Origin of the sequence: Rhodospirillum sp. A1_3_36 (assembly GCF_047263945.1) — a bacterium.
GTDB lineage: Bacteria > Pseudomonadota > Alphaproteobacteria > Rhodospirillales > Rhodospirillaceae > Rhodospirillum.
The window spans coordinates 59,986-80,118 of sequence record NZ_JBLAVB010000013.1 but is presented as its reverse complement, the minus strand read 5'-3'; the positions used below and the strand labels follow the sequence as shown (position 1 = coordinate 80,118).

At 61.5% G+C, this 20,133-nt stretch carries 19 protein-coding genes; 10 read left to right on the top strand and 9 right to left on the bottom strand.

Annotated features, from left to right (window positions below; genetic code table 11):
* Positions 1 to 24: 24 nt before the first annotated feature.
* The 6 genes from ACLIRY_RS20720 to ACLIRY_RS20695 form a co-directional block, all read right to left on the bottom strand.
* The gene (locus ACLIRY_RS20720) at positions 25 to 360 is read right to left on the bottom strand and encodes a tRNA-binding protein (RefSeq protein WP_413207335.1); all 336 of its coding nucleotides are present in this window, start codon (positions 358 to 360) and stop codon (positions 25 to 27) included.
* A 472-nt stretch (positions 361 to 832) separates the two neighbouring features.
* Complete coding sequence (locus tag ACLIRY_RS20715; RefSeq protein WP_413207334.1) at positions 833 to 1,303, bottom strand: phasin family protein; 471 nt, start codon at positions 1,301 to 1,303, stop codon at positions 833 to 835.
* A gap of 201 nt (positions 1,304 to 1,504) precedes the next feature.
* Entirely contained in the window at positions 1,505 to 2,197 is a 693-nt protein-coding gene (locus tag ACLIRY_RS20710; protein WP_413207333.1) for a hypothetical protein, read from the bottom strand.
* A gap of 142 nt (positions 2,198 to 2,339) precedes the next feature.
* Entirely contained in the window at positions 2,340 to 3,158 is an 819-nt protein-coding gene (gene proC, locus ACLIRY_RS20705) for a pyrroline-5-carboxylate reductase (protein WP_413207332.1), read from the bottom strand.
* Positions 3,159 to 3,163: 5 nt separating this feature from the next.
* Entirely contained in the window at positions 3,164 to 3,664 is a 501-nt protein-coding gene (locus tag ACLIRY_RS20700; RefSeq protein WP_413207331.1) for a YbjN domain-containing protein, read from the bottom strand.
* A gap of 300 nt (positions 3,665 to 3,964) precedes the next feature.
* Entirely contained in the window at positions 3,965 to 4,387 is a 423-nt protein-coding gene (locus ACLIRY_RS20695) for an accessory factor UbiK family protein (protein ID WP_413207330.1), read from the bottom strand.
* Positions 4,388 to 4,624: 237 nt separating this feature from the next.
* Here ACLIRY_RS20695 and rfaD point away from each other — a divergent pair, with 237 nt between their 5' ends.
* The 6 genes from rfaD to ACLIRY_RS20665 all read left to right on the top strand — a co-directional run bounded on the left by rfaD (position 4,625) and on the right by ACLIRY_RS20665 (position 10,489).
* On the top strand, positions 4,625 to 5,611 hold the full coding sequence (rfaD, locus tag ACLIRY_RS20690) for an ADP-glyceromanno-heptose 6-epimerase (protein ID WP_413207329.1): 987 nt from the start codon (positions 4,625 to 4,627) through the stop codon (positions 5,609 to 5,611).
* 208 nt (positions 5,612 to 5,819) lie between these two features.
* Positions 5,820 to 7,010 carry an aspartate aminotransferase family protein gene (locus ACLIRY_RS20685; RefSeq protein WP_413207328.1) on the top strand — a complete coding sequence of 397 codons (1,191 nt, stop codon included), beginning with the start codon at positions 5,820 to 5,822 and terminating at the stop codon, positions 7,008 to 7,010.
* A gap of 2 nt (positions 7,011 to 7,012) precedes the next feature.
* Positions 7,013 to 7,930 (top strand): ornithine carbamoyltransferase, encoded by a 918-nt coding sequence (argF, locus tag ACLIRY_RS20680; protein ID WP_413207327.1) that lies wholly within the window; start codon positions 7,013 to 7,015, stop codon positions 7,928 to 7,930.
* Positions 7,931 to 8,151: 221 nt separating this feature from the next.
* Complete coding sequence (locus tag ACLIRY_RS20675; RefSeq protein WP_413207326.1) at positions 8,152 to 9,084, top strand: Hsp33 family molecular chaperone HslO; 933 nt, start codon at positions 8,152 to 8,154, stop codon at positions 9,082 to 9,084.
* Positions 9,085 to 9,148: 64 nt separating this feature from the next.
* Positions 9,149 to 9,781, top strand: coding sequence for a hypothetical protein (locus ACLIRY_RS20670; protein ID WP_413207325.1), 633 nt, complete (start codon positions 9,149 to 9,151; stop codon positions 9,779 to 9,781).
* Between the two features lie 129 nt (positions 9,782 to 9,910).
* On the top strand, positions 9,911 to 10,489 hold the full coding sequence (locus tag ACLIRY_RS20665) for a hypothetical protein (protein ID WP_413207324.1): 579 nt from the start codon (positions 9,911 to 9,913) through the stop codon (positions 10,487 to 10,489).
* 130 nt (positions 10,490 to 10,619) lie between these two features.
* Here the strand turns inward: ACLIRY_RS20665 and asnB are convergent, their stop codons facing one another.
* Complete coding sequence (asnB, locus tag ACLIRY_RS20660; protein WP_413207323.1) at positions 10,620 to 12,587, bottom strand: asparagine synthase (glutamine-hydrolyzing); 1,968 nt, start codon at positions 12,585 to 12,587, stop codon at positions 10,620 to 10,622.
* A 367-nt stretch (positions 12,588 to 12,954) separates the two neighbouring features.
* Here asnB and ACLIRY_RS20655 point away from each other — a divergent pair, with 367 nt between their 5' ends.
* The 4 genes from ACLIRY_RS20655 (at position 12,955) to ACLIRY_RS20640 (ending at position 17,401) form a co-directional block, all read left to right on the top strand.
* The gene (locus ACLIRY_RS20655) at positions 12,955 to 14,079 is read left to right on the top strand and encodes a glycosyltransferase family 4 protein (protein ID WP_413207322.1); all 1,125 of its coding nucleotides are present in this window, start codon (positions 12,955 to 12,957) and stop codon (positions 14,077 to 14,079) included.
* Positions 14,080 to 14,624: 545 nt separating this feature from the next.
* Positions 14,625 to 15,896: a DUF2254 domain-containing protein gene (locus ACLIRY_RS20650; RefSeq protein WP_413207321.1), complete on the top strand. Its 1,272-nt coding sequence runs from the start codon at positions 14,625 to 14,627 to the stop codon at positions 15,894 to 15,896.
* Between the two features lie 187 nt (positions 15,897 to 16,083).
* Positions 16,084 to 16,800 carry an MBL fold metallo-hydrolase gene (locus ACLIRY_RS20645; protein ID WP_413207320.1) on the top strand — a complete coding sequence of 239 codons (717 nt, stop codon included), beginning with the start codon at positions 16,084 to 16,086 and terminating at the stop codon, positions 16,798 to 16,800.
* Between the two features lie 139 nt (positions 16,801 to 16,939).
* Positions 16,940 to 17,401 (top strand): c-type cytochrome, encoded by a 462-nt coding sequence (locus tag ACLIRY_RS20640; RefSeq protein WP_413207319.1) that lies wholly within the window; start codon positions 16,940 to 16,942, stop codon positions 17,399 to 17,401.
* Positions 17,402 to 17,737: 336 nt separating this feature from the next.
* On the opposite strand, the gene ACLIRY_RS20635 is transcribed toward ACLIRY_RS20640, so the two are convergent.
* Together ACLIRY_RS20635 and ACLIRY_RS20630 are read right to left on the bottom strand one after the other, a co-directional pair.
* Positions 17,738 to 19,489, bottom strand: a complete 1,752-nt coding sequence (locus ACLIRY_RS20635) for an ATP-binding cassette domain-containing protein (RefSeq protein WP_413207318.1) — start codon at positions 19,487 to 19,489, stop codon at positions 17,738 to 17,740.
* Entirely contained in the window at positions 19,486 to 19,983 is a 498-nt protein-coding gene (locus ACLIRY_RS20630; protein WP_413207317.1) for a lasso peptide biosynthesis B2 protein, read from the bottom strand. The genes ACLIRY_RS20635 and ACLIRY_RS20630 overlap by 4 nt, the downstream gene beginning before the upstream one ends.
* Positions 19,984 to 20,133 lie beyond the last annotated feature (150 nt).

Below are 20,133 nucleotides of genomic sequence, written 5' to 3'. Positions count from 1 at the left end.
AGACGATTCGATATGGGGGGCGCGCTAGAACAGCCGCCCGCCATTGGGAACGGGGTGGTCGGGAGACAGCAGGACCGGCTCCCCCTCCCCGTCAGGCATGCCTACGACCAAGCATTCACTCATGACCTTGCCGATTTGCTTTGGGGGAAAATTGGTGACTGCAATGACTTGACGGCCCACCAGAGTCTCGGGGGTATAATGGCGGGTCAATTGGGCGGAACTGCGGAGAATGCCAAGGTCCCCCCCAAAATCCACCTTGAGCTTGATGGCCGGCTTGCGCGCTTCCGGATAGGGTTCTGCTTCGACCACGGTGCCCACGCGGATGTCCACCTTCTCAAAATCGCCATAACTGATGGGCATGGGCGAAAGCTCCTCCTTGGTTTCAGTAAGGTTAGCCTATACGACATAAGTGTAAGGTGAAAGACCTGTAGGTGGGCTGACCGGACGTCGTGTCAGGGGCCAAGGCGGGCGAGGCTTGGCTGGCAATCAGGAAGGTGATTCGCAGAGAAAAAAGAAAAGCCCCGTTCTTCGACAGAACGTGGGCTTTGACAGAACGTGGGCTTTGACAGAACGTGGGCTTTTCGGAGATCGATGCCAAGCGGTGCGGGTTGAAAACCCACGCCGCTTTTTTTGCATTCAAGCGCCAAGCGGACTTTGACGCGCCATATGGCGCGATAGGCGGTAACGCGCCATATGGGGCGATAGGCGGTGCCGCGCCATATGGCGCGGTGGGCTCCTCGTCCGCTTCCAAGGTGCGGTATATCAAACGCACCGCACCTTGGTATGACATGTCGTCCTGGGCATGCGGGCTCCAGGGCAACCCACCCGATGCTTACTTGGGCGCAGCCGCCTTGGACGTGGTGGTCTTCACTGCGTCCTGCTGTTTCTCCACCAGGGCCTTGGCCTCTTCCATGGCCGCCGAGATGCGACCGTTCAGCAGTTCGAAGACTTCGGTATTGGACTTGGCCATCATTTCAGCCAGTTCGCGCATGTTGGCGATGCTTTTTTCGAAGCTGTCCTTCACCAGTTCGGTCTGCTTGCTGAACTTGTCCTGGGGCGCATCCGGGCTGCTGATGTCCTTGGCGACGGTGGCCGCCTCTTCCATGGACTGGCGCAGGATTTCGGCTTGGCGCTTCATGATCGCCTGCATACCCTCGACGGCCAATTTGTTGGCGGAGGTCAGAGCGTCCAGGTTTCGGCGTTGGCTGGCAACGATGGAGTCCACATCAATGCCCGGGACCTTCATGTCGGTCAGGTACTTGGAAAAGTCGAAGTCGAAGAAATTCTCGGGCTGCTTGGCCATGGTTTTCTCTCTCTCCCTGCGGTGGATGAACACCGGTCCACCGGTTAAACGAACGCTTGGGCAGATCTTACTCTCTTGGGAACTCTTGAGTTTCCCCGCAAGGTCTACCGTTAGTCGTGACCCTATGGGGAGGAACAGGTGAAGTCAACGCGTTTTTTTGCACTGCAATATCAGCCATTTGGAATGGTTGGCTGTCGGGATTTAGGCCTCTGTGGCGGTATCCTGTGACTTCGAGTCGCGTCTTCCGTTGCCTCTCCTGGAGAACAGGGAATTGGCAGCACTTTCCGCCCTGTCGAGGGCCTTGTCCAGAGCCGCCATGGTCTTGGCCATGTCGGGGCTGTCATCGGTCAGCCAAATCCGCAGGATATGGAGGAACAGGGCCGATAATCCCTTAACCCGCAGCAGTCCACCAAAGCCAGACGCGCCGACACCGGCGGCTTCCAGGGTCATGGCCATGGAGTGGGACAGGTCCATGGCCGCCGTCAGTCCGAGCAGAGGGTCTCCGGCGCAGGCCCGGGGAAGGGCTGCGACGGCGTCCTTATGGGGGGCAATGGCATCCAGGCGGCGCATGATCAGGTCGAAAAGTCGGTCTCGGACGGATTCCTCCGGGTCCATTTCCAGTCCGCCTTCCAGGACTTGGGCATCGACCTGTTTGCCCCAGGCGGACAGGACAGCTGTTCGGGTTGGCGCCAGGGACAGAACCCGGGCCAGCGGCATATCCAGGTCTTCGGCGACTTGGGCCAGGGTTCCCCCGGTCCAACCCGCGATTCCCGCCAGACGGAGGGCGCTATCCACGATCAAGGCGAGGTCGGCTGCCCTATTCTCAAGGGCTGGCCCATCTGTTGCCCCGAAGGGGGGCGAGACTGTTTCGCTGGTCACCGATTCGCTGGTCATGGCTTGGGTTGCCCTTCGGTGGGAGGAGGCGTTAGAGCATTGAGCGGAAAAGTGGGTACCGGTTTTCCGGTCCACTCGATGCTCAATTTATTGAATCAGAGTGCAATGGGGCCAGCTTGACTCAAGCTGGCCCCATTGCACTCTAGGAGGCGAGGTCTCTGGACCGGTTGGCCGCTGCGGTGACGGCGTCTCGCAGAGCCCTGGGGAAGGCGGAGTCGTCCATCAGAACCGCCAGTGCCGCCGCAGTGGTGCCATTGGGGCTGGTGACGTTCTGTCTCAGGGTCGCCGGATCTTCGGGCGCCGCTGCCATAAGAGCCCCGGCACCGGACACGGTCTGGCGGGCCAGGCGGGCGGCGAGGGCGGGGGGAAGGCCTTGCGCCTCACCTGCTGCAGCGAGGCATTCGGCCAGCAGGAAGGCATAGGCCGGACCGCTGCCGGAAACGGCGGTGACCGCGTCCATCAGGTCTTCGTCCTCGATCCAATCGACCAGTCCGACGGCAGCCATCAGGGTCTCGCAGGTGGTGCGGAGGCCTTCGGAAACCTTGTCGTTGGCGAAGAGAACGGTCATGCCTGCGCCGATGGCGGCGGGGGTGTTGGGCATGGCTCGGACCACGGCTGCAGCGCCGCCCAAAAGGCGATTGAGGCCCTCGGTGGTCTTTCCGGCCGCAACAGACAGGAAGACCGTGCCTTTGGCCGCCAAAGCGGCATAGGGGGGCAGGGCTTCGGCCATCATTTGCGGCTTCACGGCGACGACGCAGATATCGGGTGCGGGATCCAGGGCCAGCGCATGGGTTGGCTCAATACGGGAAACACCTTCGGGCAGGGCGGACTGGCCCGGGTCGACAACCCAGACCGAATCGGGGGCCAAGCCCCGATCCAGCCATCCGGCGAGCATGGCGCCGCCCATCTTGCCACAGCCAATCAAAAGCAGGCGGGTACCCGCCAGGGACTCACGCGTCATGGACTCTAGGCCTCTCCGACGGTTTCAAGAAGGGCGGCATCAATGGCCTCCTGGGCACTTTTTCCGCCCCAAATGGCGAATTGGAAGGCGGGGTAGAAGCGTTCGCATTCTCCCACGGCGATCTCCACAAGTTCCTCCACCCCCGCCCGGGACAGCTCCTGACCGGACAGCAGGACCGTATGGCGGAACATTGGAATGCCGGTTTCCGTCCAAAGGGCGTAATGTCCGAGCCAAAGGCGCTCGTTCAGAAGGGCCAGCAGTTCCAGGATCTCCCCCCGGCGACCGCGGGGAGCCCGCATGTCGAAGGCGCAAGAGAAATGCAGGGCGTCCAGATCCTCCGACCATGCGAAGAACAGGCCATAGTCGCACCAATGGCCGGGGACTTCGACGGCCATTTCGCGGTCACTTCGACGCTCGAATGTCCATTCTTTGTAAGCGGCGATGGTTTCAATCAGGTCGATGGGATTCGGGGTGGCCTCGTCAATCAAGGCCGTCATCGTGGTCATGCCCATTCCTCCGTCACGGTTGGTGGCGCGGTCCGCCGGGCCTGGCTACGGGGTGGAAAAGGAGAAAGAAAAACCGGCTGTCCAAAACTGAGGAACCGTTTGGGATCACAAGCACTTTTCGGGTGAACCCAACCATGGGATCTCGAAAACAAATATTGTGTCCGTCTGTCCTTTTCCATACCAAGAGTAGTTTGCCAAGGGGGGCGCCTGGGCGCAAGGGCTATCGCGTTTGTTTTTTCGCAGTCGCGAAGGCGACGCGCGGTGGATTGTGTCGTTGTTTTGAGGCTGTCCTATGGCCGCCTATTCTTTGGTTTCCCCAGTGGTTTCCCCATTGGTTTCATCGGCGGTGTCGCCAGTGCTGTCCTCGACCTTCGCCCCAGGGGCGGTAGCGGTGGCGCTGGTGGGGGCGGGGGTCTTTTTCGTGGACCGGATTGTGGTGGTCGCTGTGGCCCTGCGGGCCCGGCTGGGCTCGGGTTTAACGGCCAGCTTGGCTTCCAGGTCAGCGACCTTCTGTTCCAGGTCTTCCTGTTTGGCGCGGGCTTCCGCAGCCATGGCCTGGACCGCGTCGAATTCCTCGCGCGTTACAAGGTCCATGCTAGCGACCATGCGTTCCATGCGCTGGCGCACCAGCACTTCCACTTCGCCCCGCAGCCCCCCAAGGGCGCCCAGGGCACCGCCGGCGACGCGCGACAGATCGTCCATCAACCGGTTTCCGGCGCTCATGATCATTACTCCAGCCATGGTCAGATATGACAAATCAGGTATGACAAATCGGTGCCGCTTCATTTTCGGCATGTCTTTTCCAAGTATGGAGTGCGTCGCTTCGCGATGCAACCCGAGTCATGCGCTGAGGCGTCGCTGACCATGGTGGGGTGACGGGATCCATCCTGGGGAGTATAAGCGGCGCGCACGCCCCCGGCGGGTTCGGATCGGGGCTGTTTCTCTCCTGGGAGGGTCCCCATGATTATCGTTACTGGCGGCGCTGGGTTCATCGGCTCCAATCTTCTTGCGGCCCTGGAAGACCAGGGGGGGAGCCCCTTGATCCTGGTCGACCGTCTGCGCGATGGGGTGAAGTGGCGGAACGTGGCGAAGCGATCCCTTGCCGATATTATCCGACCCGAAGATTTGCCCGATTTCCTGGAGAATCACCGGGGAGACGTGTCGGCGATCCTGCACATGGGTGCTATTTCCGCGACGACGGAAACGGATGTGGATAAGATTGTGGCGAACAATTTCCGACTGTCCATGGACCTGTGGACGTGGTGTTCCCGCAATCGGGCCCGTTTCATCTATGCCAGCAGTGCGGCCACCTATGGCGATGGATCGGGTGGGTTTGACGATGATTTTTCCGCCGGGGGTTTGGCAAAGCTCCGCCCTTTGAACGCCTATGGCTGGTCCAAACACCTGTTCGACCGGCGGGTCCGGGCCATATTGGACGCCGACGGCCCCCAGCCGCCCCAATGGGCGGGGTTGAAGTTCTTCAACGTCTATGGTCCCAATGAAGTCCACAAGGGGCCACAGAGCAGCGTGGTCAATCAAATCCATCCCGTGGCCAAGCGTGGCGAGGCCTTCTCGCTGTTCAAATCCCACCATCCGGATTACGCCGACGGTGGTCAACTGCGGGATTTCGTCTGGGTTGGGGATGTGGTGGATGTGATCCTCTGGCTGCTCGACGCCCCCGATGTCAGCGGCCTGTTTAACCTGGGCAGTGGTCGGGCGCGGAGCTTTGCCGACTTGGCAAGCGCCGTCTATGGGGCGCTGGGCATGGAGCCCATGATTGCCTACCGCGAGATGCCCGAGGCGATTCGAGACAAATACCAGTATTTCACCCAGGCGAATATGGCCAAGCTGCGGGCTGCGGGCTATCCGGGTCAGTCCACTCCCCTGGAAGAGGGGGTGCGCCGCTACGTCCAGGACTATTTGGAGAAGGACGACCCATTTCGCTAAGTCTGCGCGCATCCTGGGAAAAGGGGAGGTGCCTGAGGGCGCCGCCATGCGTTGACATCCTCGCCAAAAGGCGCAATAAACCTCGCTTCCTTCGGATTCGACGGGCGGCATGTTTGCCGCCCCTCGTTTTTTTGGTCCGAAGCCAAACGCCATTCCCCAAAGGGAGGCGGTCCCCGTTGACAAGCGATCAAGGACGCAACACGAAGCAATGACTATCCCGGCCGTCATGCCTACCTATGCCCGCGTGAACATTTCGTTCGAGCGGGGCGAGGGTGCTTGGCTCCTCGCCAATGACGGACGACGATATCTGGACTTCGGCTGTGGTATCGCAGTAACGGCGCTTGGCCATGCCCATCCCCATCTGGTGGAAGCCCTGCAAGACCAGGCGGGCAAGCTTTGGCATTGTTCGAACCTCTATGAAATCCCAGGACAGCATAAGCTGGCCCAGCGGTTGGTGGACAACAGCTTCGCCGATTCGGTTTTCTTTTGTAACTCCGGGGCCGAGGCCATGGAGGGCAGCTTGAAGCTCGCCCGCCGCTACCAACAGGTGGTCAAGGGTCAGCCCCAGAAGAATCGGGTGATCGTGGCGACGGAGGCCTTCCATGGCCGGACCCTGGCCACCCTGGCTGCGGGCGGGTCGGAGAAGTACCGGCAGGGCTTTGGTCCCATGCCCGAGGGCTTCGACCGGGTGGCCTTTGGCAACCTGAACGAGGCCCGGGTTGCCGTGACGGAGGAGACGGCGGCAATTCTGGTGGAGCCGATCCAGGGCGAGGGAGGTATCAATCCCCCACCGGAGGGGTACCTGCGGGGGCTGCGCCAGATGGCCGACGAGTTCGGTCTGGTGCTGATCATGGATGAGATCCAGACCGGCGTGGGCCGGACCGGCAAGCTCTTTGCCCATCAGTGGGAAGAGGGCGCCGAGCCTGACGTCATGGCGGTCGCAAAGGGCATCGGCGGGGGGTTCCCCATGGCCGCATTCCTTGCCCGGGAGGAGGTGGCCCAGGCCCTGACACCGGGGACCCATGGCACCACCTTTGGCGGCAACCCCCTGGCCATGGCCGTGGGCAACGCCGTGCTTGACGTCATGTTGGCCGATGGATTTATGGAGGGCGTCCAATCCGCAGCGCAGGATCTGTGGGCGCGCCTGGAGGGCTTGGTGGCCCGGCACCCGAGGGTGCTTAAGGGGCTTCGGGGCAAGGGGCTGATGATCGGCTTGGTTTGCGTCGCGCCCAATACCCAGGTGCTGGACGCCATGCGTGCAGAGGGGATGTTGGCGGTTCCGGCCGGCGGCAATGTGGTTCGGGTGTTGCCTCCGCTCATCATCGGCAAGGCCGAAATTGATGCGGCAGAGGTGGCCATCGAAGCGGCCTGCGCGCGGATCGAGAAGGAAGAGGGATAACAATGCTGGCAACATCGAAGCCGAAGCATTTTCTGGATCTTGGTGGTTTCAGCCGGGACGAGTTGCGGGCCATTCTGGAGCAAGGCAAGGCGTTCAAACGCGAGCGCTCCCACGGCGGGACCACCCAGCCTTTGGCGGGCAAAGTTCTGGCCTTGATCTTCGAAAAACCCTCGACCCGCACCCGGGTCTCCTTCGAGGTCGGTATGCGCCAATTGGGTGGCAACGTCATGACGCTGATGCCCGACGATACCCAGTTGGGCCGGGGTGAGACCATCGCCGATACGGCCCGGGTGCTGTCCCGTTACGTGGATGTCATCATGCTGCGGACGGGGGACCCGACGAAGCTGGAGGAATTGGCCAGCCATGCCAGCGTGCCGGTGATCAATGGCCTGACAGACAGTGCTCACCCCTGCCAGCTCATGGCCGACGTGATGACCTTCGAAGAACATCGCGGTGCCATCAAGGGCAAGACGATTGCTTGGTCCGGGGACGGGAACAACGTCGCGGCCTCCTGGGTTAAGGCGGCCGCTCAGTTCGAGTTCGCCATCCGTCTGGCCTGTCCGCCCAGCCTGGAGCCTCCGGCCGGGGTTGTGGATTGGGCGCGGGCGCAGGGGGCTTCGGTCACCGTCACCGCAGACCCGGTGGCGGCGGTCGAAGGAGCCGATTGCGTGGTCACCGATACGTGGTTGTCCATGGGCTGCGAGGATACTTCCCGCAAGGCGGCTCTGCAGCCCTACCGGGTGACGGCCGACCTGATGGCCCAGGCCAAACCCGAGGCTCTGTTCATGCACTGTCTGCCCGCTCACCGCGGAGAGGAAGTGACTGCAGAGGTGATTGACGGACCTCAGTCCGTGGTCTGGGACGAGGCGGAAAACCGTCTGCATGCCCAGAAGGGCGTTCTGGCTTGGTGCCTGGGCTAAACGCGACCTAGAGTATTCCGAGATCAAGTTGGGTCGCTTCGCGACCAAACTTGGCCTCGAAGATACTCTAAAGCTTATAGAATGAGAGTGAAACGGGGCCAGCTTGAGTCAAGCTGATCCCGTTTCACTCTAAGTAACGAGGGATTGGAGGACGGGAAAGAGACGGTCTCCGGTCTTTCCTTTGATGTTTTCTTTTCCCCATATATCGCGGGATGTTCTTCATGAGTGGTCCTTCGGACAATCTCATCCTGCCGTTCCATCTGGCTTCGGGCGTGTTCCGAGGGCGTTTGGCGCGGGCCGGGCGTGTTGTGGCCGATGCGGTTGGCCCCCATAATTACCCACCGGTTGTCGCTGAATTGGTGGGCGAAATCGTGCTGTTGGGCATGGTGCTCGCCTCTGGCTTGAAATATGAAGGGGTCTTTACCCTTCAGGCCAGGGGGGATGGTCCCGTCCATGCCTTGGTGGCCGATATCACCAGCGCTGGAATGGTGCGCGGCGTTGCCCGGTACCGGGAGGAGGCTCTGCCAAAGGGGCCGGTGGTGCGCCCCGTGCCTGAGCTATTGGGGACCGGCCATTTGACTTTCACCGTCGACCAGGGACGAAATACGGACCGCTATCAAGGCATCGTTGCCCTGGAGGGGGACCGATTGTCAGAATGTGTCCAAAGCTATTTCGAACAGTCCGAGCAGTTGCCGACACTGGTGAAAGTGGCGGTGATGCCGCCGCCGGAGGGATCCCTCGCCGATGTGGCTTGGGGGGCGACGGCCATGGTCCTGCAGCGCATGCCGCCTGAGGCCGGGGGCAAGAATGGCGAGGACTGGGACGAGCACTGGAACACGGCGGTCATTCTGATGGACAGCCTGACCACCGAGGAATTGGTCAATCCGGCCCTGACCCCGGAGGACCTGCTGCGCCGTCCTTTCCACCAGGAGCAGGTGCGCGTTTCCCCCTACCGCCCCGTTTTCTTCGGCTGTCGCTGCTCGCGGGAGAAGGTAATCCGTACTCTCGCCACATTCCCGCGCGAGGAAGTTGAGGAGCTGAGCAAGGCCGGTTCGATCGACGTGACGTGCGAATTTTGCAAAGCAACATATGCTTTGACGCTTGAGGATCTGGATGGTCAAACTGCGGGATCTCCCGGCTCCGACGAGACCTGAAGGCTTGGGCCCTGGCTGGATCCGCCTTGCATCTCGTCATCAAAGACCTTCAATGGGGTTTCCCATGCGCTTCCTTCACGCCCGCCCGTCTCGCCGTTCGTTTCTGAGCCTGTCCCTGGGGATCGCCACAATGGGTGGGCTGACCCTGGTGACCGGAGGCTGTGCCAATCCTCAGGCCCGCCCCCGATTCTCCGAATTGAGCTATGGGCATCTCCCCCCCTTGCGGATGCAGGCTGGACGGGTGGATGTGATCGAATCCTACGATCCCCCCATGCGGGCGCCCAATGTCGAACAGGAAATGCCCTTGTCCCCGGCTCGGGCGGCCCGGCAATGGGCTTTCGACCGACTCCAGGCCTCGGGCGAGACGCCCTATACCATTCTCATGACCATCCATGATGCGGCCGTGACGGAGAAAACTCTGGGTGTCCAGAAGGGTTTGGAAGGGGCCTTCAGGACCGAACAGGCGGAACGCTACGACGCCAACCTGGAGGCCACGGTGGAGTTGGTGGACCCGGATTCCCGGGTGACATTGGCCCAGGCCACGGCAAAGGTTTGGCGCTATATCACCCTGCCCGAGGATGCCAGCGTCAACGACCGGGAAACCGCCTGGTTCACCTTGGTCGAACAATTGATGGATGATTTCAACGATAGCATGGATAGTAGCATCCACACCTATATGGGTGATTATTTGGTGTAATACCAAGGTGCGGTTCACCGCACCTTGGAAGCGGCCAAGTGGCCGCCGCGCCTTATGGCGCGTAAAAAGCCCGCTAGGCGTAAGGGTGAGGGGAGGCGCAGTGACCTCCGTCTGAGAGGGGTAAGGTCGATGCGTGTCCTGGTTGGGTTTTTCTGTTTGGTGCTGCTGGCGTCCTGTGCCAGCCCCCCAAGGGCCATTGCCCCCCTTCCCTCCGAGCCCTGGTTGACCGGCCCCCCCGATCCCATGCAAGTGATCGGCGAGGACAAAACCCGCCTGTTGATCGCAGTGCCGCCGGATTTGGACCGGGGCCGCCGCTACAAGGCCCTGGTTGCACGCTATTTGTTCGCCCATCTGCTTGATGGCGGCGCTGTGCTCTACGGGCGTTATGCCAAGGACTGGTCGATGGCCGAGGACACGGATCCTGCGGCTCTGACCCTGTCTCTGTACCGGGATGCCCTGGCGGCGGCGGCGGGGATTGCGCCGGACGCCATCGTCACCGGTCGCCACCAATTGCCCTTCGGCGATACCTATGTGATGGAGGCCCGGGGGGCAAGCCGATCCTGTGTGGCCTTTTTTGCCCCCCTGCGTGTTGGCAAGGCGGCGCCTGCGGGCACCTGGGACGCCTATTTGCGCGGAGCGCTCTGCGGTAAGGGAGACCCCTGGCCTGTAATGCAATCGATCCTACGGTCAGTGGTTTTGCGGGAGTAGTGCGGCCACGATATACGACAGTGTCTCGTGTTTTTAGGGCCTGGGGTCTGGGGCCTTTCGGCCCCAGTGGGGGACGGGGCAAAGCCCCGTATCTGAAAAGACGTCCCTGTATGGGCAAACCGCAACCGCCCTATATCCCCCGAAACACCCCCTTCTCCTGCCAGTGCCGATGCCAAGAAAGCGCCATGAGGACCGGCCAGAGGCGGTCGCTTAAATCCCGGCGTCCGCTCAGGTGGTCCGCCCACCAAGCGCGAAGGGGCGCGGGGTCGATGAGTCCTTGGGTTGTCATCTCCGTGGGATCGAGCAGGTCCTCCGCCCAATCCTTCAGGGAGCCCCGCAGCCAAGCGCCAACGGGCACGCCAAAACCCATCTTCGGGCGCTCGATCAGGGGCTTGGGGACATGGCGATAGAGGACCTGACGGAGTAGCCATTTGCCCTGGCCCTCGCGCATCAATTGGTGCTCGGGCAGGCTCCAGGCGAATTCCACCACCCTGTGATCAAGGATGGGCACACGGGCCTCCAGCCCAACGGCCATGGAGGCTCGGTCGACCTTGGTCAGGATATCGTCGGGCAGGTATCCCAGGGCATCGAGCAGGCGCATACGATCGACGAAGCCATTCACACTCTCGGCCCGTGCGGAGTACCACCGCTCCTCCGCCTTGCTTGATGCGCCGCTCATCGGAACCTCAGAGGCGGGCAGGGCCCCCACAAGATCCCGGTACAGGGCTTCCGGCGTTTGGGCCCTCAACAGCCGGGCCACCTTGGCGGCCTTGTCGGCGGGTTGCGGGGGGCGTTTGCCCGGCGGAAGCATCTGGGCGAGGGCATCCCACAGGGCCGGAGGCGGGGCCGACAAGCCCGCCGCAGCGAGCCGACGCAGGGGATCCGGGATCCGGCTTGACAGGGACCAGAGCCGCTGTCCGAGGAAATGGCGGTTATAGCCCGCGAACAGCTCGTCTCCGCCATCGCCGGACAGGCTGACGGTGACCTCTCCCCGGGCCAGGCGGCTGACCAGGACCGTTGGGATCTGGGAGGCATCGGCAAAGGGTTCGTCGTACCAATGGGGAAGGTCGGGGATCAGCGCCCGGGCATCGGCCCAAGAGACGGTGAGGGCCTGGTGGTCCGTGCCCAGATGGGTGGCTACGGCTTGGGCATGGGTGCTTTCGTCCCAACCCGGTTCGTCGAAACCGATGGAGAAGGTTTTGACCGCGCCCTTGGCCAGCTTGCCCATCAATGCCACCACGGTGGAGCTGTCCACCCCACCAGAGAGGAAGGCGCCGAGCGGCACGTCGGAAATCAGGCGCCGTTCCACCGCATCGGTCAGCAGGGCCTCCAGCCGGTCGGTTGCCTCGGCATCGGACAGGGGGGTGGCGCGCGCGGCGATGCCTTGGGCGGCGACCTCTTCCAGGGACCAGAAGGCTTTCCGGTGTCGGGTCCCGTCCTGACCGATCATGACGAAGGTCCCCGGCGTGACCTGCTCCAACCCCTTGTATATGGATCGGGGGGAGGGGACGCAGGACAGGCGCAGCATGGCGGCCAGGGCGTCTCGGTCAATGGTGCCCTGCCAATTGGGGTGGGGGAACAGGGCCTTGGGTTGGGAGCCGAACAAGAGGGTTCCGTCGAACTCTCCCCAATAGAGGGGTTTGATGCCCAACCGGTCCCGGGCCAGGGTGAGGCGCCGTTCCTCTCCGTCCCAAAGGGCGAAGGCGAACATGCCGATCAGTTTGGGCAGGGTCGCAGCCACGCCCCAGAGGGCGCAGGCTTCCAGCAGCACTTCCGTGTCCGAATGGCCCCGGAAGCTGAGCCCCCCCTGGGATTCCAGGTCTGTTCGGATTTCGGCGGCGTTGTAGATCTCGCCATTATAGACCAGAGCGAAGCGGCCACTCCGGGAGACCATGGGCTGGTCGCCATTGGTCGACAGATCGATGATGGACAGGCGTCGGTGACCCAAAGCCACGCCCCCTGCCGGATCGGCCCATCCTCCGGCCCCATCGGGACCGCGATGATCAATGGCTTCGGCCATGGCGAGGACCCGTGTGGTCATGGCGGCTTTGTCCAGGCCGTCTCCCCGTCTCGCCCAATATCCCGTAATTCCACACATATCTACCCAGGCCCTTAATAAAACATATGACAAAACACCCATGCACTATGGCTCCGGCATCCCAGTTCGGCAAGCGAGCCCAGGGGGATCCATCAAGGGGCTTGGATATCATAGTCGATTGAATTCCGTTGCGATCAAACGGGGTCACGTCGGGGGGATCCCGTTTGATCATGTTTCAATACCTGGAGTGCATTATGGCCTGGAAAACCGGTACCACTTGCCTGCGAGTCCGCTTCCACGGTCAAAAACCTTCTCTTCGTCCCGGCTTCGAATCCGTTTGGTGAAACCTATTGCGCCGCGGTGGCGCACATGGCCATCATGACCGTCTATATTCGGCCTATATTCGGCATGTGGGGGGCCCGAACCCATGACCATCGCTTTTTACGCACCGCAAAAGGCTCCAGACGATTCCGTTCCCTCCGGTGACAGACTGCTGGCGCGCCTTCTGATGAACATTCTCGACCGGGCGGAGTATCCGGTGGAGTTGGCCTCCCATTTTCGCTCCCTGGACCGGGCGGGGGACACCCAAAGGCAAGGGCGGCTGGCCGCCCTGGGGGCTTGGGAAGCCCAAAGGATCCTGCGACGGTACCAGGCCAGACCACCGGAGGAGCGGCCCAGTCTGTGGTTTACCTGCGCGCCCTCCCATCGGGCTCCGGATTGGGTTGGTCCTGTGGTGGCCGATGCTCTGGAGATCCCCTATGTGGTCGCCCAGACCGGCTATGATCCGTTCCAGGACGGTGGCCCCTGGACTCTGGGCGCGCGCCGCATGGCCGACTGTCTGCGCCGGGCAGACCGGGTTCTGCAACTCAACGGAGGAGATGTGGAAACCGTGATCAAGGCCGCCGGGGCACCAGGGAAAGTCCAGGTTCTGGAGCCCTTCCTGGACACGGCGCTTTTCTCCCGGGTGGACGCCGACGCCGTGCGCGTGGCCATGGCAGAGGCCCATGGCTTGGATCCCGCCCGCCCCTGGTTGTTGACCGTCGCCATGATGCGGCCAGGGCATAAGGAAACCTCCTATCGCCTGTTGGCCCGAGCCCTGCGTCACGTGCCAGGGCGCTCCTTCCAGTTGATTGTCGCCGGGGATGGCGCGGCCCGACCGGTGGTGGAAGAGGCGTTGGCTCCCCTTTCTCCCCTGTTCTTGGGGGAGCTGGACGCCATGCTCATGCCCCCCCTGTATGCGGCCTGCGACCTGATGGTTTGGCCCGCCCTAAATGAGTCATTCGGGATGGCCTTGCTGGAAGCGCAGGCGGCCGGATTGCCGGTGGTTGCCGGGCGGTCCGGTGCGGCGACGGTCATTCATGACGAGAAGACGGGATTGATCACCCCGGCCCGGGACTATGATGCCATGGCCGAAGCCGTGGCCTTCTTGTTGCTCAATCCCGGTTTGCGCCATGCCATGGGGCGAGAGGCGGCCTGGCGGGCCCAGCGGCACAACAGTTTGGAAACGGCCACTTGGCGTGTCCAGCAGGCGATCGAAACAATCGCCGCCTAATACCAAGGTGCGGTGAGTTTGCCTCACCGCACCTTGGAAGCGGCCAAGTGGCCGTCGCGCCTTATGGCGCGTAAAAGCCCGCCTGGCGTTTGAACGCAAGAAAAGCGGCGTGGGTTTCAACCCGCGCCGCTTGGTATAAGGGTGCGTGACAGACTACGGGGAGCGATGATCCCTTAGAGTATCCAGAGGAAAAGGGGGAACCGGTCTTCCGCTTCGCGCGATACTCCAGGTATAAGATTTTAGATCACATCATCGGCCTTAAGTTGGAATCGATTAATGGTGGTCACGGTACACGATAGGGGATGTTTTCCTGTCACGGGGCTTTGCCCCGTCCCCCACTGGGGCCGAAAGGCCCCAGACCCCGGGCAGTTACTGGCCGAAAGGCCCCAGACACCAGGCTCTTATGTGTAAAAGAAAAATGGGGGTTTGGGGGCATTGGCCCTCAAATGGGCTTGGGCAATCGCCCAAAAGATATAAGACACTGTCCTGTACCGTGAAAGGTGGTTTGATTTAGGCCCGATGGGGGCTGTCAGGAGCCTGTTCCGATGATTTCAAAATGGCGATGGATCTACCTGCGTTTGTCGGGCGAGCTCTGGGCGCGCGCCTTCCTGTTCTCTGGTTTGGCGCTTGTGGCCGTTTTGGCCGTTCCCTTCGCCGACGGGCTGATTCCTTTGGGGATCCTGGACGGTGTCGATACCGGGGCGACCCAGCGGATCCTGGAAATTCTTGCGACCAGCATGCTGTCTGTCACCGCTTTTTCCATGGGGGCGATGGTCTCTGCCCAGACTGCGGCGGTTGCCAATGTGACTCCGCGGGCGGCCAAGTTGATGTTGGAGGATCCGAGTACACAAAACGCCTTGAGCGCTTTTGTCGGGTCCTTTCTTTTCGCGCTTGCGGGGTTGATTGTCCTGGAAACGGGCATTCATGGGGACCGGGGGCGGGCCATTCTGTTCCTGGTGACCGTCATTGTGATCATCCTGGTGGTTTTGACTCTTTTGCGCTGGATCGATCACCTCTCCCGGCTGGGGCGACTGGAACATTCGGCCAGTCGTTTGGAGGATGTGATCGCAGCGGCCTTGACGGATCGGGCGACGAGCCCCTCTTTGGGAGCCAAACCCTTTGGCAGCGAAACTCCGCCCTCTCATGCCAAACCCATCTACGCTGAACGTCCAGGGTATGTCCGGTATATCGACATGGTCGGACTGGCAGGGTTGGCGAAGACCAGGGGCCTGATTTTTTGGGTGGTGGCCACGCCTGGGTGCCATGTCCATGCGGGGCGCCCTCTGCTTTTGGTTGAAGGGAACGGGGATGGGAAGGACGGGGCCTTGATCGCGGGGGTCCGCAAGGCCATCACCACCGGAGCGGAACGGTCCTACGCCCAGGATCCCCGGTTCGGACTGGCCGTGCTTGCGGAAATCGCTTCCCGGGCCCTTTCGCCGGGCGTGAATGATCCGGGAACCGCCTTCGATATCCTGGGGCGGAGCGTGCGTCTGCTGTCCGAATGGGCGGAGGAGATCAGCCGTCAGGAAGAGGCACCTATCCTCTATGACCGGCTGCGGTTTGCGCCCCTTTCTCCCCGGGATTTGTTGGAGGATATTTTCCTGCCCTTGGGACGGGATGGCGCTGGGCTGGTGGAGGTTCAGCGGCGGACACTGAAATCCCTGGAAGCCATTGCCCTGGCCGGTGATGGGCGATTTCGGGCACCCGCTGCCGAGCTGGCCAGGATGGCCGTGAAGCGATCCGAGCGGATGCTTGATCTGGAGGAAGACCGAGAAGCCCTGCGGCAGTCCGGAATTTGGGTTGACCGGTCCGTATAGCGATTTCTTGGACCCCATCTATGGTATGATTGGTGCGTGACCGGTTGTGGTTTGAACGGGACGGCCCATATGCGGACAGTCTGACGAAAAGCAATGCGTGCGAGGGGGAAGGGCCGGGGTGGCGTCTTTTAGATTTCTTGGTGCGGGGGCGGCCTTTGTGACCGAGCCCGGCTGTTTTCAAAGCAATATGCTTCTTGAAGTGCCCGATGACATGGTCGAGGGGGGGCTGGCCCGTTTACTCATCGATTGCGGAAGCGACGCGCGTCGCTCCCTGGCTGTCCAGGGCCTTAGTCAAGGGGATGTGGAGGGGGTTTTTGTTAGCCACCTGCATGGGGACCATGTGGGGGGATTGGAGTGGTTGGGCTTTACAACCTACTTTGACCCAACGTTGGCGCGTCCCCGTCTGTTCATCCCCAGTTGCCTGGAGAGGCCCCTGTGGGACAATTGCCTGAAGGGGGGGATGGAAGTGCTCGACCATGGTCTGGGCAACCTGTCGGATTTTTTCGATGTGGAGACCCTGGAGCCCGGGCGGTCCTTCTCCTGGCGGGGGATAAAGTTGGATCTGGCGCCCACGGAACATTTGCGGTCTGATGACGGATCGACCATGACGTCTTTCGGTCTGAGGATTTCCGGTCCCCGGCTGAAGGCCTATTTCACCAGTGATTCCCGGTTCGATCCCGCCAATCTACAGGCGCATTACGATTGGGCGGATGTGATCTTCCATGATTGCGAGACCACCGGTCGTCGCTCGGCAGCCCATACCCACTACTTGGACCTGTTGACCCTGCCCCATGAGGTGCGGGGACGTATGTGGCTTTACCACTACCAGTCCGGTTTTAAACCAGACTGCAAGGCAGATGGCTTTCTAGGATGGGTGGAAACCGGGCAGGTTTTTGACCTGTAGGTACAGGAAAGCGTGGTCGCGCCTGTGGATTTGCCTTAGTTTGCCTCCTTTTCGTCCCATTTGCCTCGTATTCCACATGCATCGAATGGTTTCATCCCTGACGGCTCCAATTTCATCCCCAAAAACGGAGATCCCCTTTATGCGTGCCCTGACCCTTGCGTCTGTCGCTGCCCTTGTCTTCGTTGGAGGTCCGATCCTCCTGAGTGTCTCCAGTGTTCCCGCCCATGCGGAGGCAACAGGGGTGGTCAAAGAGCGGATAGAGAGCATGAAGGCCATGAAGACGGCCATGAAAATCGCGGGTCCCATGGTGAAGGGTGTGATGACCTACGATGCGGCCGAAGTGAAAAAGGCGGCGGAAACCATCGCAGCCCATTCCGGTGAGGCGACAACCAAGCTGTTTCCCGAAGGGTCGTTCGACTTGGAGTCCGACGCCTTGCAAGAAATTTGGGATGAATGGCCCCGGTTCGAGAAGCTGGCCAAGGATACTCAAACCAAGGCCCTGGCCCTGGCCGCCTTTTCCGCCGAGCAGTCCAAGGCCGAGTCATCATTCGAGGCTCTCAACAAGTCCTGCAAGGCCTGCCATCGTGCATTTAAGGATTAATGCCAAGGAGCGGTGAGTTTGGGGGCATTGGCCCCCAAATGGGCTTGGGCAATCGCCCAAAAAACACGAGACACTGTCGTGTACCGTGATCGCGAAACGACCCAACTTGATCTCGGAATACTCTCGCGTTTGAACGCAATAAAAGCGGTGCGGGTTTCAACCCGCGCCGCTTGGTAATACCAAGGTGCGGTGAGTTTGCCTCACCGCACCTTGGAAGCGGCCAAGTGGCCGCCGCGCCTTATGGCGCGGTAAAGCCCGCGTGGCGTTTGAACGCAAGAAAAGCGGCGTGGGTTTCAACCCGCGCCGCTTGGTATAAGAGGGTTGGGGGGACTCTTGTCAGCCGGGGGCGTTGATCGATTGGATCAGGCGTCCCCCAGACAGGGTCACGACCTGATTGGGGGACCAGACCTCGGGTGTTTTGTGAGTGACCACCAAAATGGTCATTTCCCCCTTGAGGGAGGCGATGGTTTGGCCCAATTGGGCCTCCGTTTCCCTGTCTAGCGCGCCCGTCGGCTCGTCGAGGATCAGCAGATCCGGGTGGCGCAACAGGGCGCGGGCCAGGGACAGGCGTTGTTTCTGACCACCCGATAGCCCGTGCCCTCCCGGGCCGAGGGGGCTATCCAAACCTTGGGGGAGAGCGCGGACGAAGGCCTCTGCGGACGATAGACGCAGGACCTCCCAAAGGGCGTCGTCCTTTGGTGCCGTGGCCCCTTGACCCGGCGCGCACCAGGTTAGATTTTCTCGAATCGTACCGACGAAGAGCAAGGGGTCCTGTATCACATAGGCCACCCGGCGGCGCCAATCCCGTCCCATGGCCGGTGTCAGGGGCTGGCCATCGATCTGGACCTCGCCTTCTGTGGGGTGGAGGAGCCCGCTAAGGATGTCCGCCAGGGTGGTCTTCCCCCCGCCAGAGCTGCCCTGCAGGATCACGAGTTCGCCTCTCTTTATCACTAAATCCAGTCCTGAGAGTACTGCCGGACCGTCTGATTTGAAGCGAAAGCTGATGTTCCGACAGCTTAGACTTTTTTGGAAGGCTGGGGCAGGTTTCATGTCCGAGAGCGGGGTCGCAGCGGCCTGGGCTTGGTCGACCATGGCCATAACCGCTTGGAAGGCGGGCAGAGAGTGGGCGACAATGCGTGCGCCCCGATATTGGGCTTGGATCTTGGGAAGGGCGCGGAACAGCAGGCCCCCAAGGATTAAGGATTCCGAGCCGGATATATGGCCCGAACCTGTGGTGATGGCAATCATGAGGGCTAGGATTATCGTTGCGGCGATTTGCAGGGTGACCTTGGTCCGGGCATTGCCCCCTGCAAAGCGTAGAGAGGTTTCGCTCATCGTCTGAATGGTTCTGGAGAAGCGATCTGTGTGCCATTGCTCGGCTTCGTGGGCCTTGGCCACCTTTTGGGTGGCGAAGAAATGTTCGATATCCTGGGATACATCGGCATTGAGGGCACTGACCTGGGCGCCATGAGAGATCGCCGAGGGGCTTCGCCTTCGGACGACGGCTAAAATAAGCGCGACAGCCAAGATCGTTCCCAAGGTCGCAGGAACCGAGATCCACAGGGCCAGGCCCAGTTGGATGGCGAGCATCAGCGAATGGGCCGGAAAGTGGACGAGATGGAACAGCCCTTCTCTCACGCGCGCGATTTCCTGACCAAGCAGATTCGCCGCTTCCCCATGGGACCGCTCAGCAAGGAAACGCCAATCCGCAGCACAGAGGGCCTGGAACAATCGTATGCGGGCGATCGCCGCCGACTGAATGGCCAGGCGCATCATCAGAAGTTCTTGCCCTGCATTGAGGGAAACACGGATAATCGCAAGGACGGTTAGGCAGAGGAGGAGCCCGTGGGCTGCCGAAAAGCCCGGCAGTCCGGGGAGCTTCATCAGGGAAGGGGACAGCTCCTTCGCTCCGATGATGTTATCCAGGAATGGCAGGGCCATTCCGACGAGGGCTCCCTCGCTCAGGGATGTGCTGAGAAACAGCAGCATGGCGCCCCCAATTGTCCTACCGCCCAGATCCGCGTGAAGGGTGGTGATCAGCCGAATCAGGGTCGGAGGAAGGAAACGTCCCAATCCCCTATTGTTCACGTGGGATCACCTTTCGCGGGAGATTTGAAATGGGCGATGGGATGGAACGTGGGGGCCGCTTCTCCGCCCAACAGGGTCGCCTCTCCGCAAACGAGCCAAGCATGGGCCGTTAAGGGGGCTCCATCTTTTCCCGGGGAAACGCCGAAAGTCACCGTTGCGGGAATACCCCGCCAGGTAAGAAGGGCACGCCCCGCCATCGCCCGGGCAAGGCAGGTCGGGTGCCACCAGGCCCGCCGCGCCGCGCGCTTTACGGCCAGTGCCACCGACCAGGCCAGGGGAGGTGGTGCTCCGCCTTCGGCTGTCTCCGACGCGGGGTCCTGAGCAGGGGAACCTGCCGCCTCGACTTGACCCAGCCATCGGGAGAAATACCGAAAGGGTATAAAGCGAATGGTCAGGGAGGCGAGGGCCAGCATGATGAAGGCTTCCGCCGCCCGGCCGTAATCCCCTGGACGGTGGGGCGGCCGGTTCTTGGTCCCTGGGGGATGGATGTTCAATCGGCTATTCTCCGGATTGCTTGGAAGGGGGCGAATGCTCCATGGGATCTGATTTACACGTTTTTCCAAAGGAGCCAAATCCCTCTCCTAGAGTGACATGGAATCAGTTTGGAACAAGTCGGCCCCACGTCACTCTCTTTCTATGTCTCG